Below are 17,693 nucleotides of genomic sequence, written 5' to 3' on the forward strand. Positions count from 1 at the left end.
TCACCTCTCACTCTTAACTACTTCGTTGGTATTTCCCGCACGTCTTGGTATTTGTCTTTCCAATTTTCAGGCGCCAGCCATTTCAGCATATTGTCGATAAAATCAGAACGCCCCTCCGGCGGCTGCTCCGCCGCAGGCGAACCACGATCAGCGCGCAACTCGGAAAGGAAGGCTGCAATTGCTTGCAATTGATCCACCGGCATTTCAGCGACATAAGACGCCTCCTTTGGAAGCGGACCATGATCAAGGGTCGCCGAACCAAAAGTTGCTTCTGGATCACGCATGAAATTCAACAACCATTCTTGAGTCCGCTTCGAGCCGACACCATCCAGCGACAACCCCATGTTGGTACCGTTACGTACCGCACGATGACAACTCGTGCAACGCGCTTCGCGGAAAATTTTCGAGCCTTTTTTCCCCAACGTGGAAAAGTCATAGTGCGTAGTCACCGCATAGAGGGGTTTGTCGGATCGCATGCGTATCGTTTCCATGGCGATATAACCTATCACCGCAAACACCACAAACGCGGCAAAAATGGCAAACAACACCTTTTCTCCCTGCTTTAATCCTTGCTTACCCGCCATAGATTTTAACCCGCTGCACCTAACGATGAATCAAATCCAACTTTAATGAAGGTGACATAATAACTGTCTTGAGATGACTTGAAAACTGCAAAAAAATAGGGCGCCAACTACATTGGCGCCCTACGGTTCTTACTGCGTGCCCCCTTGAACGAACCTTCCGCCTACGGCAGATGCTCGACAGGTACGCCAGTGTTGCCCAGGGTGGTCTGTGGAGCATTGGTCAGATAAGCCGCAACATTGGCAATATCCTCGTCCGTCAGCTTCTGAGCGACTTTCTGCATCTGTGCCATAGGATCGTTGGCTCGGCTGCCGTCACGCCACTTCTTCAGCTGATTGGTCAGATAGACATACTTTTGCTCGCCTATCTTCGGATAAACAGGATCTACTCCGCGACCATTGAAACCATGACAGGACAAACAGGCAGGAATATTACGATGTGTGTCGCCAAAGTTCACAATCGCCTTACCCAGATGTGGCTGACCAACAGCTACACCATTCGCCTGCAGAGCCGCCAGATCGGAACCACCGGAGGCTTGTTGCAATTGTTTGCCGCGCGTCACCTTATTCAACGAATTAACATACGCAGCAACATCACGGCGATCCTGCGCACTCAACCCCTTGGCATTGGTATTCATGACAAACATGGTCGTATCCTGACGGCGATCAGTGGCGAAATCTTCCAGCTGCTTGACCACAAACTGATACCCCTGACCCGCCAGACGCGGCGTACCCATATTGTCATCACCCAAACCCGCCGGGCCATGGCAAGAATTACAGGCCGGGACGTCGCCCTTGCCGTTTTCGAAAATTTTCTGACCGTTGCCTTTATCAGCCCCCGTGGGTCCACCCTCATTCGCTTGCACGGGCGATCCCATTACCATTGCCAGGGCCATAAACGAAGCCGAACCAAACTTCAACAAATTTGTGCGCATATAAAAGACACCCTCCCAGTGTTGTCTTTAACCTAACCGCGGCTTCTGGAGGCATACCCAAACCAGGCATTACCGCGGGTCAAGAATTCCCCAATTGTTCCCCAAAAAATTAAAACAACTTAGTGTTTAGGTCGGAATTCGCCCGCCTCAACACCAGCAGTGACTACGAATTTTTTTTCAGAATGAAAGCTGCCAAACCAAGGGCAAAAACGAACCACAAAAGATAAATGGTGAGAATTTGACTGTTTTCCAGCATCGCGTGTCTCCCTGTATTAAAACCGTTTCCGTTTTTGTTATGACCACAAAGACAGACCCCTAACAACTAGTCCGGATGTATAGCACGATGCTCAAACTTAATGCAAGTGCTTACCCCGAAATTACTCCACAAACGATGGGTGCGGCCGCTCGCAAATTCGGCTATGATTTGCCCCCACTACACACTAGACCATAACCAAACTTGTAATATCAAAGATATTTTTGCATGAATCTAGATAAAGTTCGTCGCTATTGGGGAATTCTCGCGCTTATCGTATGGGGCGCCGCCATAATCGCCCTGCAACTAATACGCGTATCGCCGTACGGGATCGATGAGACCGCCGCCCACGCTCTGCTCATCAATTGGACAGTTGCCGATCGCGTCGTTAATCCCATCGTCGTACTCGGCGCACCGGATTTCAGGGCATTGTTGTTTCTGCCATTAGGCGCTTACTGGGCAGGGAGTTTCTTAGCGCTGAAAGTTTTCATGTTGCTGATTTTTTTCGGCACCACTACGTTACTTTATCGCTGGAGCCGTGAACAATGGGGCGATGAAACCGCACTGCTTGCCTCGGGCCTATTTCTGATTTCACCCTTGGCGTTGATGCAGATTAATGCCGTCGGCGCCGGACCTTTCCTGTTGCTCGGTTTCGCGCTCGGCGCATGGTTGGATCGAAGCTACCGCGCCAAGGCCAAGGCGTTAAGTGGCGGCTACTTTCTGCAACTGCTGTTGATCGTCACTGTGGTCAGCATCCATCCTGCCGGTCTCGCTTATCCTGCGGCCCTGGCCTGGGAATGGTGGCGCAACCCCATCGACCGCCGCCAGCAAAAACAGTTTTGGCTGGGCATCGCCCTGGCAACGCTGTTTGTCGTCATCTTCCGCTTTGGTTGGCCCGCCCTGGACTGGGGAGTCAATCCACTATTCACCTTGGGCGACCTGGTGATGGGCAGCGTTCCTGGCGATTTGACACCCCCACATTGGGCCGAAGGCATATTGCCGGCCGCGTTATTTTTCTGCGTGCTGTTTTACGCGCGCCACCAAATCATGCCGTCGCTGTTTTTGCGGATGCTCACTTTCGGTATTGCAATCGGACTGGCCGCCGCCGACCACAGCTGGGGTTTGTTGGTGCTGGCGTTTATTCTTTACGTCGGCACAGCATTATTGATTCGCGCCAATAACGCACTGGGTGCTCACAGCTTCGCTGGTCAACGCGGATTTGTGATGATCATGCTGTTTGCCACCTCCACCAGCTTCATGCTGGGCGATCGCGGTTACCGCAGCAGTATCATTAACGAAAGCGTGGACCCTCACGACGAAATCATCCGTACACTGGTAATCCAGACTGAAGAAATCAAAGACGGTTTTATTACCAGCAGCCAATGGCCAGCACGCACCATGTTGGCACTGAAACGCCCGGTATTTCCGCTGCCACCACCCGCTGCCACGCCAGAGGCATTATTGCAAAATCTGGGGAAGATCGATTTTATTGTTTTCGACCCCTTCGATCCGCGTAACGCCAAACTCCGCGAACAGTTTGCGACGTTGAGTGGGCCGATTGAAACCCTGGTTCAGCAATCGAGAGGGGCGATCCTTAAGCCGAGAAAACAAATTGAGCCATCCGTTTCCCAGTCGGCCACACAGGAAACTCAAGCTCAAGTTAAATGACCACCGGCAAAGCCGGTGGCTTAATTGGGTAAGCGCCTCAAAGGCGCATTAAAACCGTGGGCCATCTTTAGATGGCCAGTAACACAACTCTTTATCCCCTCCTCCTAAAAAGGAGGAGGGGATAAAAACCAATACATCGACCGCCGCACCGGTCAAACCTTGATGAGTCCTCCGGCAAAGCCGGAGGTTTACCTTTAGTTAATTAGCGCTGACAGGCCGAACAATAATAAGTAGACCGCTGCCCCATCCGCAGCATGCGGATCGCGGCACCGCAGGTTATACAGGGTTCGTCTTCGCGACCGTAGACTTGCAGTGATTGCGCAAAGTAGCCGGGACGGCCATCGCCATCGACAAAATCACGCAGCGTGGTTCCACCCTGCTCAATTGCCGCCGCCAACACTTGTTTGACGGCCTCTGCCAACAATACATAACGCTGTTGCGAAACCTTATTGGCGGACGTTTGCGGCCGAATACCGGCTCGAAACAAGGCCTCGCTGGCGTAGATATTACCCACACCCACCACTACCCGACTATCCATGATAAAAAGTTTGACCGCCTGTGTGCGACGGCGTGAACGCTGATGGAGATATTCGCCACTGAACTCAGCCGTCAATGGTTCGGGGCCGAGATTAGCCAATAATGGGTGCCGCTCCGGCGTATTATCTAGCCACAACACCGCGCCAAAACGACGCGGGTCATGCAAGCGCAGACAGCGCCGCCCTTCAAAGACAATATCAATATGATCATGTTTGTCAGGGGTGAGATCGGGATCAACGATGCGCAGACTGCCGGACATCCCCAGATGCAACAACACTGTTCCCAGTTCGGTGCGCAATAGCAGATATTTTCCACGCCGTTCGACGGTAAGAATACGCTGCCCGGGCAGTTCGCTCATCAAGGATTGTGGTACTGGATAGCGCAAACGGCGCTTGCGCAGAATCACTTCACTGACCAACGCGCCTTCAATGATTGGCGCAATGCCACGGCGGGTAGTCTCAACTTCCGGCAGCTCAGGCATGATGGATTATCGTACCGGGGGCGCGCCTTGTTTGTCTTTTGCTGTCCCAACATCCGGCTGCTTGAATTCAAGCAATTGTTGCGCTTGATCACTGCTCAAATGATATTCAATCTCCAGATCGGCACGTCCGAATACTACTTGGTCTGCAAAACGATTAACATCAAACTTCAGCTCACTACCATCCACAAACTTCAACACGGCCTGCTCGCCAGTGGCCTCAGTTTCATTAATTGCAACTTCCATTGCCTGCGCCTCACGCCAGGACTGAATCAACTCATCAATCCTTGTTTGAGCGGGCGTTTTTGTTTTACCAGAACCCCTATATTTCCAGCCATCCTTCCCGCGCTCTAGCTTACCCAAACCAGTGATTTCAATCGCGGCCAATTCCTGCCCGTCTGGAATCAGCCGCAAATCCACCAGACTTGGCCAGCCGCTTGTAAGCACTGCAATATCACTCTGATCTATTAGATGCAGTGTCTGTCCTATCAGGACATAACGCCGTGAATTCAATGGATCCTGATCGCCAAAAGCAAGTTCTTGTCCTGCAACTCGAAGCCTAACCTTGGGAGTTGCCAAACCATATTTGTTAAGATCTAGATTTGATGAGGCATATTGCTGCTCGCTGCTCACTGCCAATAACCCGAGTATCCGCTGCACGCGAACTGGGTTCGCTAAAATCTGCTTAGGCGCGGTCAGACGCCAGCGCTGACCATCGCGCTGCAAGGTGATGGGGGCCTGATCTGGTACGCTGATTTGTAATTCCTTAACAGCGCTGGTGTCAATCTTTGTCAGTGATTGAACTACGGGCTGCTTGATCCCAGGCTCAAAATAAACGATCGCCGCCAACCCCAGAATCACTGCCAGGAGCACCAGATTAAGCCACGCCCTTTTCCCCATAGCGCGCGCCCTAAGCCTTACGCCGCCGCAACCAGATGCCGAGTCCGCTGCCCAGCAACAACAAGGGCAATAACAACAGGAAGCCAAATCCAATCAATACCATTTGCGTCTGCGACAAGCTGAGTGCGGTATCGAGTGCGGTCTTCGCCGGGATAGCAATCAGTTGATCATCGCGACTTAACCAATTCACCATGTTCATCCCCATGTTCAGATTACCGCCATTACCGAGATAGGCATTTGCCAAAAAGTCACCGTCACCGATCACCACTGCTCGCTGCTCTCCTGCAGCATCGGTTGACGTTTTCGCGGAAGGCGTGGCCGTAAATTTACGATCACGGACCGCCGCTATCCCGATATTAAGCGGGCCACCGACATCCACGCCTTCATCAAAACTGATTTGCCCCTGTAACTTGCCGGTCTCGGACCAACTGCGGGCGCTGGTCACCAAGAAAGGTTCACCTTTCCAATCATCCTGCGCTTCAAAATTCAATCCGGCAGCGCGCGGAAAAATAGTGACGACATTAAAATCCTGCGTGATCGCATGCCGGCCATAATCGCCAACGATAGCAAAAGTAGGATCGTCGATTTTGAACAATTGGGTGGTGGGATCGACGACGACACCCGGCACAAACTCTATTCCCAATTGCTCGGCTATCGATTTCAGTCCAAACATTGGGCCGGGATCTGCCAGCCATAACAGATTGCCGCCACGACGCAGATATTGCTCGATCAGCTTGACCTCGCCCGGCAGATAATCCACTTGCGGCCCAGCGATGACCAGGACACTGGTGTTATCCGGGATTACCGGATCATTCGCCAGATTCAAGGCTTTTAATTTGAAACCTTTGCGCTGCACCTCATCTGCCCACGCCTTCAAATCATGATTAGCGGCACCAAATGGGCTGCGCTCACCGTGTCCTTCGAGAAATACCAACCAGCGTTCGCCAGTACGGGAAAGTCCTTGCAGCGCATTGGTGATGCTTTGCTCACTCAGATCGGAAAGCTTGCTTTGGCGGCCCTGATAGTGGAGCAACAACTCGCCATCAACCGTGATACCTTCAGCGCGCACCCGTTCCGGCTCGGTATCGGGATTCACAAATTCGAGACTGAGATTTTGTTTATAGCGTTGATATCGGCCAATAACATCGCTAATTTGCTTCTTGGTCATCCCTGCATCCCGGGCAAAGGCGGTGATCTTGACCGGTTCTTGCAACTGCGCCAACAACGCGACACTGGCCGGTGACAAGGTATTGCGGCCGGTTGCAGTCCAATCCGCCTGATAATGGTAGCGGGTCGATATCCAGGCCAGCATCCCTACCACTGACAAGAACAGCATCACAAACAGAACATTCTGTAACAATACCTTGCGCCGGGAACGGGTGGTGACTTTCATAATTGATCAGGGCCTGTTAATGCTGCAACCGGTCTGCATCCAAACGCCGGATGCTGAGCACCAAAAACACGGTGACAAACAACAAATAATAAATCACGTCACTGGTATCGAATACACCTTTGAGCAAGGATTCAAAGTGCCGCAGGATCGATAAATAGGCAAACAAACTGCTGGCACTGCCCATATTGGCACTGCCGGCCAGATCTAGTATCCATAACAACAATAAAATACCAAAGGTACTCACGGCAGCGATGGTCGGCTGCACGGTAAGCGTGGACATGAACAGTCCGATCGCGGCAAAACTGGCCAGAAGCAACACCAACCCCAACAATCCGGCGCTGAACATTCCCATATCCAGTGTCGCCCCGGTGAACAGAGATAATGGCATCAGCGCGATCAACAACACCATGACCACTAAAAAGCCCATCACACCAAAGAACTTACCAAACACGATTTCGGACATCGAGACCGGCGCGGAAAACAACAGACTCAATGTTTGCGAACGCCGTTCTTCGCTGATCAATCGCATGGTCAGCATCGGCGCCACCAACAACAGCACGACACCCGCATTGTAGAGTACCGGCGCGACCACAACCTCGGTCACTCCCGGTGCACCTTCAATCCCCACCAGGCGCGATTGAATTTGCATAAAGACTTCGACCTGGGATGAAAACATGTACGCTAATATAAATTGCACCACACCGAGTATCGACCACGCCAGCGGCGACAAAAACAGGCTGCGCAATTCCCGGGCAGCAATGGTAAACACCATCATACGTGTTCCTCCGCCACTGGCTCAGCAGGGTGTTCGGCCGCGTGATCCGTAGTCGTGATATCGACAAACACTTGCTCCAGCGTCATGCGATCTGGCGCCAATTCATAGAGTCCCCAATTTTGATTTACCGCCGCGGCGGCGATGGTTTCGGCCGGATCGCTATCCGCCGCGCATTGCAGACGGAATCGGCCAGCGCCGAGTTCAGTCACGGCTTCAATGTGTGCCAGCTGCTGCAAGGCATCGATTGTAGGTGGTCGCCGCAAACCCACCACCAGGCTCGAACCGCGAATCCGCTGCTCCAAACCGGCAATCGTATCGACCAGCACTAATTTGCCTTTACTGATGATCAGTACCCGGTCACAGACTTTCTGCACCTCAGGCAGGATGTGCGTCGACAGAATCACGCTATGTTCTTTCCGCAGATCACTGATCAAGATCCTGATTTCGCGAATCTGAATCGGATCCAGCCCCACCGTTGGCTCATCGAGGATGACTACCGCCGGTGAATGAATAATCGCCTGGGCAATACCGATGCGCTGGCGATAGCCCTTGGACAAATTACCGATCAGTCGCCGCCCGACATCTGTCAAACCACAACGTTCCTTCGCCGATGCGATCGCCTTGGCACGCTGTTCCTTCGGGATGCGATTAAGACGGGCACAATAATTGAGATATTCATCCACCGTCAGCTCACGATACAGTGGCGGCGTATCGGGCAGATACCCCAACTGCGCCTTGGCGGCCTTGGGCATATCCAGCAGGTCGATGCCATTGATCTGCACCCGACCGGCGCTGGGTGCCAAATTGCCGCTGATCATCTGCATGGTGGTCGATTTGCCCGCGCCATTGGGGCCGAGAAAGCCAACCACCTCGCCCTTTTTAACTTCAAAACTAATGTTATCAACCGCGCAGAGATGGCCGTAATAACGGCTCACCTGATCGACTTGAATAAGAGGGGCATCCTGATCCATGACTGAGTATTATATGTTTCCAGTTAGGCGATTCGTTAAGGCACAGTATAATCAATCTTTGTCTAAAGATCGCTGCATCTCAAAAAAGTTCCTCAAACATCATGTTACTCGGCATCGACACCGGCGGCACCTTCACCGATTTCGTCCTTTACAACGGTCATTCGTTGCGCATTCATAAACGGCTTTCCACGCCACAGGCACCAGAACAGGCCATCTTGCAGGGGATCGCCGAACTTGGCGTTGATCCTCAGCATCTGACGGTGATTCACGGTTCCACCGTAGCCACCAATGCCGCACTGGAAGGCAAAGGCGTGCGCACTGTCTTCATCACCAATCATGGACTGGGCGATCTACTGACCATCGGCCGTCAGGCGCGGCGCGAGCTTTATAATCTACAACCTGCGCCGCAACCGCCGCCGGTGCCTCAAAATCTGTGCCTGGAAACGGGTGGCCGGCTCGGTGCCGACGGCAGCATCGTCGAAGCGCTGACGGCAGAAGACCTTATACTGCTTCAGCAACAACTTGCAACACTACAACCGGAGGCGGTGGCGATCAATCTTTTATTTTCCTTCCTCAATGACCGCTTCGAGCGGCAGATTGAGGCGATCATTTCCGCGCATATTTTCACCAGCCGCTCATCGGCGATTTTGCCTGAATACAAAGAGTATGAACGCGGCATCGCCACCTGGCTTAACGCGTGGATCGGCCCACTCGTGCAGCGCTACCTCGATCGATTACAGACGGGATTACCGAATACCAAAATCAGCGTCATGCAGAGCTCTGGCGGCACGCTCGCCGCCAATCAAGCGGCGCGACTCGCCGTCAACATGTTGCTCTCCGGCCCGGCGGGCGGATTGGCAGGTGCACGTTTTATCGGCAGCCAAACCCAATGTCCGCGTTTGCTTACTTTCGACATGGGTGGCACATCGACGGATGTGGCATTGATCGACGGCGAACCACAACTCACATCCGAAGGCCGCATCGGTCCTTATCCTGTTGCGGTACCGATGGTGGACATGCATACCCTTGGCGCGGGCGGCGGCTCATATGCCTATCTTGATGCCGGCGGCCTGCTGCAAGTGGGCCCCGAATCGGCGGGCGCCGATCCAGGGCCAGCATGTTATGGCCGTGGCGGCACGCGCCCCACAGTCACCGATGCCAATTTAATCCTTGGCCGTCTGCGCCCCGATGCCTTTTTGGGTGGCCAGATGAAACTTGATCGCGATGCCGCCCGCACGGCAATTGCCAGCATCGCCAAACCACTAGGGCTCAGTATTGATGAAACTGCGCTGGGCATAATCCGCATCGCCAACGAACACATGGCACAAGCCCTGCGTTTGATCTCGGTACAGCGCGGCATTGATCCGCGCCAGCTTACCTTGATGCCGTTTGGCGGCGCCGGCGGGCTTCATGTGTGTGCACTCGCGGAATCACTGGGCATGCATCAGGCACTGGTGCCGATCCATAGCGGAGTACTGTCAGCCTTCGGCATGTTGGTTTCACCACGATCACGTGAATTATCGCGCAGCATCATTACACCACTGACAGAAATCTCGACACAAACGTTGGAATCATCCTTTACCCAATTAGAATCTCAAGGCCAACGGGCACTGATCGATGAAGGCGCTGCCGCAACAGAGATTGCCTGTAAACGTTCGCTTGATTTACGCTATCAGGGGCAGGCCTATCACTTGAATATTCCGTGGCAGGAGTTGATGAGCGCCGTTGATGCCTTTCATGAAGTGCATCACAAACGCTATGGGCATCGTTTGAACAACACCGTGGAATTAGTAAACATCCGTACCCGGCTTGCGGCACCCAGACCCGAGCTGAAACTGCCATTACGTGTATTCGCTCAGACCAGCCCGACTCCAGTTCATGATCAAAGCGGCACAACCATTTGGCAGCGTGATCAGCTGAATCCCCGGCAATCGATTGCGGGACCGGCATTGATTACCGATGACATCGCCACCACGTTTATTGCGAACGGCTGGCACAGCGAGATGGATGATTATGGCAATTTGCTTTTAACGCGAGTACACAAAACATAAAAAATCCAACGCGGAGACGCGGAGACGCGGAGAAAGGCAAAAATTCTTGTGATGATGTTTGTTCAGTCCAGTAATACCTTCGCTTGTTGAAGGACTTCAAAAAACTACAACCCACTCTCCCGCTTGCGGGAGAGGGTTGGGGAGAGGGTGAGTGGTTGTGCAAAATCGCGTCACTGCAGGAGCCTCCAGTATTTTAATCATCTCCGCGCCTCTGCGTCTCCGCGTTGGATTTTTTATGTTTTGTGTACTCGCGCCAGGCGCTACTCCCCAATGACAACCCGGCACGCCCCTACCGCCCAACCCACTGCCTGCAAATAGGCATCCTTGATCACATCTGACTCTAAATTACCAAGCGCGACATTCTCCCAGTTGCTACGCTCATAATTCAAGACGCAACGCAGAATCTCACCCGGCGTCCCTTTGAACTCCAATAACGCATCAGTAATCTGATCGGATAGCGTCAGAGAGTTTACGATCCTGTCCATTGGCATATCTAACAACGCATCCAGCACCGACAACAAACCAACAGTAAAACAAGCATCCTCGGGTTCGAATTCAAGCGCCTGCGCCAGCAGTTCGCACATCTTGCCGCGCACAACAGCAGTGACCATCAATTCGTTTGGCTTGTCATCGATACGCGACAGAATCAGCAGCGTCGCCCATTTTTGAATCGCGCGCGCGCCAAGAAATACGATAGCCCGCTGAATGGATTCCATCGGCCGTGGCAAACCAAAGAATGCAGAATTGATATAACGCAGTAATTTATAACTCAGCGCTACATCCTTGGTAATCATGGCTTCAAGACGAGCCACCTTGACATCGGTGCGCTGCACTTCGGTCAGCAATTGCATCAATGCCGCTTGATTGGCAGGCATACGCTTACGCTTGATGATGCGCGGCCGGCAAAAGAAATAACCCTGAAAATAATTAAATCCCAACTCGCGGCAAAAATCGTATTGCTCCTGGGTTTCAACCTTTTCCGCCAGCAACTTCAAATGCTCAAACTTGCGCAGCTTTTCATAAAGCTGCCGTAATTCCAGCTCGGTGTGCGCCTGGATATCAATCTTGGCGATCTTGGCTAATTTGATTAGCGGTATATATTTGTCATCATAAATAAAGTCATCCAGGGCAATGGTATAGCCCAGACTCACCAGGCGCTGCACGCCACGCACCACCATCTCGTCCGGCTCAATATCTTCCATCAACTCGATGACAAGTTGATCGCCCGGGAATGGCAATGCTTCCTGCGAAATGATGAAGCTGCGAGTGAGATTGATAAACGCTGAACGAACACCGACCAGATAATCGAGACCAATCTCGGTCAGAGCACCCAGTAATACTTCCGTCGTTGCCGCATCGCCCGACGACTTGGCGTGATTATCGGCATCGGCTCGATACAAAAGCTCGTAAGCAAAAACGTGCAACGTTCGTGTATATATTGGTTGGCGCGCGATAAAGATCTCGGCCATGCTATCCACCTATTTCGTAAGAAGTTTTCTTCCTTGCTGCCGTATGTATAGTATCGGCCGCCAGAGCTTTTTCCTGATCGCCCCTGCCAATAAATAATGGGCTTTTATTTCAGCAGGTTAGATGAATACTAACGTTGCCAACCCAAGGAAGACAAAGAAACCGACCACATCGGTCACAGTGGTCAACACCACCGATGACGACAGGGCTGGATCAAACCCCATGCGCCGCATCAGCAGCGGAATTGTGGCCCCGGCCAGAGCCGCCGCCATGAGGTTGACGAGAATCGCGGCCGCGATCAAACCACCGATCACATAATCACCAAACCAGAGGAACGACACTACCGCCACCACAAAGGCCCAAAGCAAGCCGTTCAACATCCCTACGGCGAGCTCTTTAATCAGGATGCGTTTGACGTTGGATTGACCGATATAACCCAACGCCATGCCACGTATCACCAACGTCAGCGTCTGAGTACCGGCAATCCCGCCCATACTGGCGACGATGGGCATCAGCACCGCTAGCGCCACCACTTTTTCAATAGTCGCATCAAACAGGCCAATCACCCAGGAAGCAATAAAGGCCGTCACCAGGTTAACCCCCAACCATACCGCACGCCGCCGTGAACTGGTCACGACCGGGGCAAAGATATCGTCCTCTTCGTCCAAGCCGGCCATACTCATGATCGAGTGTTCGGCTTCGTCACGGATGACATCAACCACGTCGTCGATGGTGATACGCCCGAGCAACTTGCCTTCTTCATCCACCACCGGTGCCGAAATCAAGTTTCGATGCTCGAACAGGCTGGCGACCTGGCTCGCAGGCATGCTGGCGGTAATCGGCTCAATATCCTTCACCATCACCTGCCCCACCAGCAGCTCGGGATCCTTGGTCAGCAAATGATTGATGGCCAATAACCCGATGTATTTATCCGCGCGATTAACCACAATCAAATGATCGGTCATCTCGGGGATCTCGCCCCGTATCCGCAAATAACGCAACACCACATCCAGCGTCACATTGGGACGGACCGTGATAGTGTCGATATTCATCAGACCGCCGGCGGTATCCTCGGGATAAGACAATACCGCCTCCAGTCGAATACGATCCTGCTCACCCATCGACTGCAATACCCGATGAATCACAATGTCGGGCAAGTCCTGCAAGATATCCGCCAGATCATCGGTATCCAAACCTTCCGTCGCCGCCACCAACTCTTCCGGATCCATTTGCCGGATCAGTTTGGCGCGCACATCGTCATTCACATACAACAGGACATCGCCGTCCTTGTCTGCCTCTACCAGTTCCCACACCAGCTCACGCTCATTCTGAGGCAAGGATTCAAGCAGGTGGGCGATTTCGGCGGGGTGCAGTTCATTGACCATTTGCCGGATATGCACCAAACGCCCCGATTGCAGCGCCTCAGCCAGGCGCTGCAATCGACTTTGAGGTATTTGCTGATTCTTTAATTCCGGCATAAAAACTCGCAGCTACTCAACTCACACTGCTGGGGATGATAACTTGGGATTCTACGAGGGATAAGGTGAGGGCGCCAGCCCTATCGATGAATCAGGTTCCCTAGCAACCTGTTGAAAAAACGCGCTAAGGGGCACATCGCGGCGTTGAAAACGGACTCAAAATGCTCATTTACGCCGTATAAACTCCGCTTTTCCGCCCGCTCCCGTCTCGCGCTACATCCCCTGATCACGTTTTTTCAACAGGCTGCTATCGTTGCGACAGCATTGAGCTCATCGACAAACAATTCCGTCTCGACCGTCGATGGCAGACGCAATACCCGCCGCGCCTTTTTGGTGAGCTGCTCGATATCACTGTTCTGAATAATATGCTTGATTTCAGGAATCATCGCCGGTTGCATACTGAATTCGCGCAACCCTAAACCCAGCAACAATCGGGTATACCGTGGCTCGCCCGCCATCTCACCACACATCGCCACCGGGATACCCGCCTTATGGCCGGCGCGGATCGTCATATCAATCAGTCGCAAAACTGCCGGATGGGTCGCCTGAAACATGTGCCCGAGATTGGTATCGAGACGATCTGCCGCCAAAGTATATTGAATCAGGTCATTGGTCCCGATCGAGAAAAAGTCCAGATGCCTGGCCATTGCCTCGGCCGAGAGCGCCGCCGCCGGGATTTCGATCATCCCGCCCACAGGCAAACGTTCATCGAAAAACTTTCCTTCCCGCCCCAGCTCGCGCTTGGCTTGTTCGATCAGCTCCAGTGTCTGGAGTATTTCCTGGACACTGCACAACATCGGGATCATTAGATTCACCGGCCCCTCTGTCGAGACGCGCAGTATCGCCCGCAACTGTGTCTTAAACATCGCCGCATCGCGCAAACAAAGCCGGATCGCACGCAAACCCAGCGCCGGATTAACAGCGCTCCCGCCACGAGTTTCCAGACGCCTGTCCCCCGGCAGCGCCTTATCGGCACCCAGATCCAAGGTTCTGATCGTTAGCGGCGCGCCATTTAATGCCCGCACCAGCTTAAGATAATCTTCGTATTGCTCCTCCTCACTCGGCAACTCTTCGCGATTGAGAAACAAATATTCGGTACGATACAAACCCACGCCACGCGCACCGACGCGCTTCATCTCTGCCAGATCTTCCGGCAGCTCGACATTTCCGCGCAAAGAGATAGACCTCCCGTCACGGCTGACTGCAGGTGTCGTTTTCAACTTCCGCAGCAAGGCATGCTGCCGCCTGTCATCCGCGTGGCGGCGCCGGTAATAGGTAATATCCTGCTGATCCATGCCCGCCAGGATCACACCAATATGGCCATCGACCACCAACTGTTCTCCATGCCGCACATAACGCAGCACATTGCGTACGCCAACCACCGCGGGAATTCCTAAACTACGCGCCAGGATCGTCGTATGCGAGGTAGGGCCGCCATACTCGGTCACGAAGGCAATGACGCCTTCGTTCTGCATCGTGACCGTATCGGCAGGCGACAGATCATCCGCCACAATCACGCAACCCGCAAGCTTGCCACTGACTTGCAATTTATCTTCATGATTCAACAAAATTCGCAGAATGCGATTGACGACATGATCGACGTCATCCTTGCGGGTACGCAAATAGGGATCATCCATCTGCTCAAATACATTCACCAATGCATCGCGTTGCAGCTTCAATGCCCACTCGGCATTGCAACGCCGCTGCACAATCAGTTTGACCGGATCGCTCGCTATCGCTTTGTCCTCAAGCATCAGCAAGTGAGTATCAATGAACGAGGCAATATCGACCGGGATTGAAACAGGAATTCGATCGCGGATACGACGCAATTCCGCTTGAGCGGCCAGGACAGCCCCATTAAAACGCTCGATTTCCTGGGCGACCAATTCATCATCGGTCAACAGATATTCGGCAATTGCAGGTTGATTGCTCTGCAATAGATAGGCCCTGCCGATGGCAATGCCACGTGACACCCCCATCCCCTTGAGCCCGACGCTTGCCACTATTCTACTCGCCCTCGCCGAATTTATTTTCTACCAACTCCTGTAACGCAACGAGCGCCTGCTGCGCATCCTGACCATCGATCAGCAATTCCAGCGTTGTACCGCAACTTGCCGCCAACATCATCACACCCATGATGCTCTTGCCATTCGCCTCACGCTCGCCTTTACGCAAACGGATTTCACTTTGGAAACTGGAGGCCAGCTTTACGAATTTGGAAGCCGCTCTGGCGTGCAAACCCAGCTTGTTAATGATATCGATTGATACTTGAATCATCGGACGTATCTATTCACCACAGAGGTACGGAGAACACAGGGAAAACATCGATTGGAAACGCGCCTGGCGCACTGAGCAATTCCCTACTCTGGTAATAACAAGTCTTCGATATTCCATCATCTCCGTGTCCTCTGTGTCTCCGTGGTGAATAATTCGGGCTAACTCGCCTCGCAGGCAAAAATGCCATCGCGACCGCCGCTCACCGCCTTTTGCGCCAACTCTTTAAGCTCAAGCCGAGGATAATTCAGCACTCGCACCAGCATCGGCAGATTCAATCCGGCAACTACGCGCACACGCTCCAGCCCCACGAGGCGATTGGCAATGTTGCTCGGCGTAGAGCCATACATATCCGTCAACACCAGGACGCCACCGCCTTGATCCAGCCGGTCTATCGCCGCCAATGCCATTTCCATCATGACGTCCGGACGACACCCCGCGGTCACTGACACCACCTCCAATGACATGGGACACATGCCCAGCATGTTGGTTGCAGACTCAATCATCGCATTACCAATATGGTCATGAGTGATCAGCAATAATCCTATCGTCATGACACCTCCCGGTGGCGCAACAGAACATTCTCCCGCACAGCACCAAAATGCTCCGCCAGACGTTTGGCCAAATAAACAGAGCGATGCTGACCCCCGGTACAGCCAATGGCCACCGTCATATAAGTACGGTTATCTGATTCGAAACTTGCCAACCAGCGCTCCAGAAACCCGGCAATATCTTCAAACATCTGACCCACCACCGGCTGCTGCGCCAGAAACTCCGCCACCGGCTGATCAAGGCCGGTCAGACTGCGCAGCTGTGGCACCCAATGAGGATTGGGCAAGCAACGGACATCAAACACAAAATCGGCATCATTGGGAACACCGTGCTTAAATCCAAAGGAAAAGAAAGTGAGCGTCATGGCTTTGGCCTCGCTCAACATCCGTTCCCGCACCAGGTCGCGCAATTCATGAATATTGGTACGCGTCGTATCAAGACACCAGTCGGCATTGATCGCAACGTCTGACAGCAGACGACGCTCACTTTCAATCGCTTCTTTAAGCGATATCTCGCGCCGGGTCAGCGGGTGTTTGCGTCGCGTCTCGCTGAAACGTTTGATCAACGTGGCGTTATCGGCTTGCAGGAATATAATCTCGCACTCAAGCCCCATTTCCCTGATTTCAGACACATACTCAGGGAAGTTTTTAAAATCTCCCGCCAGGTTGCGGGCGTCGATACCTACCGCTGCATGCTCATAATCGCGCCGTGGTGACGATGAAATCTGCTGCGCAAACGCCGTCAACAAACTCAACGGCAAATTATCGATACAATAAAACCCAAGATCTTCAAGCGCATGCAAGACCACGCTCTTGCCGGAACCAGACAACCCGCTGACAATCACCAGCTTCATGCCGCCCCCTGCCGCATCGTTGCGTTCAATTTAGCCAACAAATCCTCTCCTGCCTCGTAACCTTGATCTGACAATTGCTGAATACGCACCAGGGTTTCAACCAGCAAGGGCAAATTACGTCCCGCAGACACCGGCAGACTGCGCCAAGAAACTTCCTGGCCACATATTTTTTCTACGCCGTATCGGCCCAAGATTCGATCATGCCCAACACAATCAACGTATTCCATCTTGAGAATCAAATCCAGCTGCACAGAAGCTTGCGTTACCGCTGCGCTATAAATCCGAGCGAGATTGAGCACACCGATACCACGCACTTCGATAAACCCGGAAAAGCCTTTCTGGGCAGACCCCATCACCACACCTGATGACATCACAGAAAATTCAGGCGCATCATCTGCCACCAGCCGATGACCGCGATCGACTAATCCTAGGGCTAATTCGCTCTTACCAATTCCAGCCACGCCCTGGAGCAATACCCCGCAACCCAAAACACTGACCAAAGTCCCCGGGGCCATGCTAGACAAGAT

16 protein-coding genes are annotated in these 17,693 nt (G+C 53.0%); 2 read left to right on the forward strand and 14 right to left on the reverse strand.

Going from position 1 to position 17,693, the window contains the following annotated elements; all coding sequences use genetic code 11:
- Positions 1 to 17: 17 nt before the first annotated feature.
- A complete protein-coding gene (locus tag HY272_06675) occupies positions 18 to 584 on the reverse strand; it encodes a cytochrome c (GenBank protein MBI3772366.1) in 567 nt (188 codons plus the stop codon).
- Between the two features lie 161 nt (positions 585 to 745).
- A complete protein-coding gene (locus HY272_06680) occupies positions 746 to 1,516 on the reverse strand; it encodes a c-type cytochrome (GenBank protein MBI3772367.1) in 771 nt (256 codons plus the stop codon).
- A gap of 481 nt (positions 1,517 to 1,997) precedes the next feature.
- Between HY272_06680 and HY272_06685 the strand changes: the two genes are divergently transcribed.
- Positions 1,998 to 3,437 carry a hypothetical protein gene (locus tag HY272_06685; protein MBI3772368.1) on the forward strand — a complete coding sequence of 480 codons (1,440 nt, stop codon included), beginning with the start codon at positions 1,998 to 2,000 and terminating at the stop codon, positions 3,435 to 3,437.
- Between the two features lie 202 nt (positions 3,438 to 3,639).
- Here HY272_06685 and mutM read toward each other — a convergent pair whose 3' ends face one another.
- The 5 genes from mutM to HY272_06710 are packed head-to-tail and all read right to left on the reverse strand — an operon-like array spanning position 3,640 to position 8,491.
- Positions 3,640 to 4,455 carry a bifunctional DNA-formamidopyrimidine glycosylase/DNA-(apurinic or apyrimidinic site) lyase gene (mutM, locus tag HY272_06690; GenBank protein MBI3772369.1) on the reverse strand — a complete coding sequence of 272 codons (816 nt, stop codon included), beginning with the start codon at positions 4,453 to 4,455 and terminating at the stop codon, positions 3,640 to 3,642.
- Between the two features lie 6 nt (positions 4,456 to 4,461).
- Positions 4,462 to 5,352 carry a DUF4340 domain-containing protein gene (locus tag HY272_06695; protein MBI3772370.1) on the reverse strand — a complete coding sequence of 297 codons (891 nt, stop codon included), beginning with the start codon at positions 5,350 to 5,352 and terminating at the stop codon, positions 4,462 to 4,464.
- A gap of 10 nt (positions 5,353 to 5,362) precedes the next feature.
- A complete protein-coding gene (locus tag HY272_06700; protein ID MBI3772371.1) occupies positions 5,363 to 6,745 on the reverse strand; it encodes a GldG family protein in 1,383 nt (460 codons plus the stop codon).
- A 16-nt stretch (positions 6,746 to 6,761) separates the two neighbouring features.
- Positions 6,762 to 7,520, reverse strand: coding sequence for an ABC transporter permease subunit (locus HY272_06705; GenBank protein MBI3772372.1), 759 nt, complete (start codon positions 7,518 to 7,520; stop codon positions 6,762 to 6,764).
- Positions 7,517 to 8,491: an ATP-binding cassette domain-containing protein gene (locus HY272_06710; protein MBI3772373.1), complete on the reverse strand. Its 975-nt coding sequence runs from the start codon at positions 8,489 to 8,491 to the stop codon at positions 7,517 to 7,519. Before HY272_06710 ends, HY272_06705 begins: the two co-directional genes overlap by 4 nt.
- Positions 8,492 to 8,589: 98 nt before the next feature.
- On the opposite strand from HY272_06710, the gene HY272_06715 reads away from it, so the two are divergent.
- Positions 8,590 to 10,542, forward strand: a complete 1,953-nt coding sequence (locus HY272_06715; protein ID MBI3772374.1) for a hydantoinase/oxoprolinase family protein — start codon at positions 8,590 to 8,592, stop codon at positions 10,540 to 10,542.
- A 260-nt stretch (positions 10,543 to 10,802) separates the two neighbouring features.
- Here HY272_06715 and HY272_06720 read toward each other — a convergent pair whose 3' ends face one another.
- From HY272_06720 to HY272_06750, 7 genes are all read right to left on the reverse strand, one after another.
- Complete coding sequence (locus HY272_06720) at positions 10,803 to 12,011, reverse strand: HDOD domain-containing protein (GenBank protein ID MBI3772375.1); 1,209 nt, start codon at positions 12,009 to 12,011, stop codon at positions 10,803 to 10,805.
- Between the two features lie 117 nt (positions 12,012 to 12,128).
- Complete coding sequence (mgtE, locus tag HY272_06725) at positions 12,129 to 13,487, reverse strand: magnesium transporter (protein ID MBI3772376.1); 1,359 nt, start codon at positions 13,485 to 13,487, stop codon at positions 12,129 to 12,131.
- Between the two features lie 236 nt (positions 13,488 to 13,723).
- A complete protein-coding gene (ptsP, locus tag HY272_06730) occupies positions 13,724 to 15,466 on the reverse strand; it encodes a phosphoenolpyruvate--protein phosphotransferase (protein MBI3772377.1) in 1,743 nt (580 codons plus the stop codon).
- 28 nt (positions 15,467 to 15,494) lie between these two features.
- Positions 15,495 to 15,764, reverse strand: coding sequence for an HPr family phosphocarrier protein (locus tag HY272_06735; protein ID MBI3772378.1), 270 nt, complete (start codon positions 15,762 to 15,764; stop codon positions 15,495 to 15,497).
- Positions 15,765 to 15,922: 158 nt separating this feature from the next.
- Entirely contained in the window at positions 15,923 to 16,315 is a 393-nt protein-coding gene (locus HY272_06740; GenBank protein ID MBI3772379.1) for a PTS fructose transporter subunit IIA, read from the reverse strand.
- Complete coding sequence (gene rapZ / locus HY272_06745; protein ID MBI3772380.1) at positions 16,312 to 17,166, reverse strand: RNase adapter RapZ; 855 nt, start codon at positions 17,164 to 17,166, stop codon at positions 16,312 to 16,314. The genes HY272_06740 and rapZ overlap by 4 nt, the downstream gene beginning before the upstream one ends.
- A complete protein-coding gene (locus HY272_06750) occupies positions 17,163 to 17,690 on the reverse strand; it encodes a hypothetical protein (protein ID MBI3772381.1) in 528 nt (175 codons plus the stop codon). The genes rapZ and HY272_06750 overlap by 4 nt, the downstream gene beginning before the upstream one ends.
- Between the last annotated feature and the right edge of the window lie 3 nt (positions 17,691 to 17,693).

The sequence above is a fragment of the Gammaproteobacteria bacterium genome, from assembly GCA_016200485.1.
Taxonomy (GTDB): domain Bacteria; phylum Pseudomonadota; class Gammaproteobacteria; order Tenderiales; family Tenderiaceae; genus JACQEP01.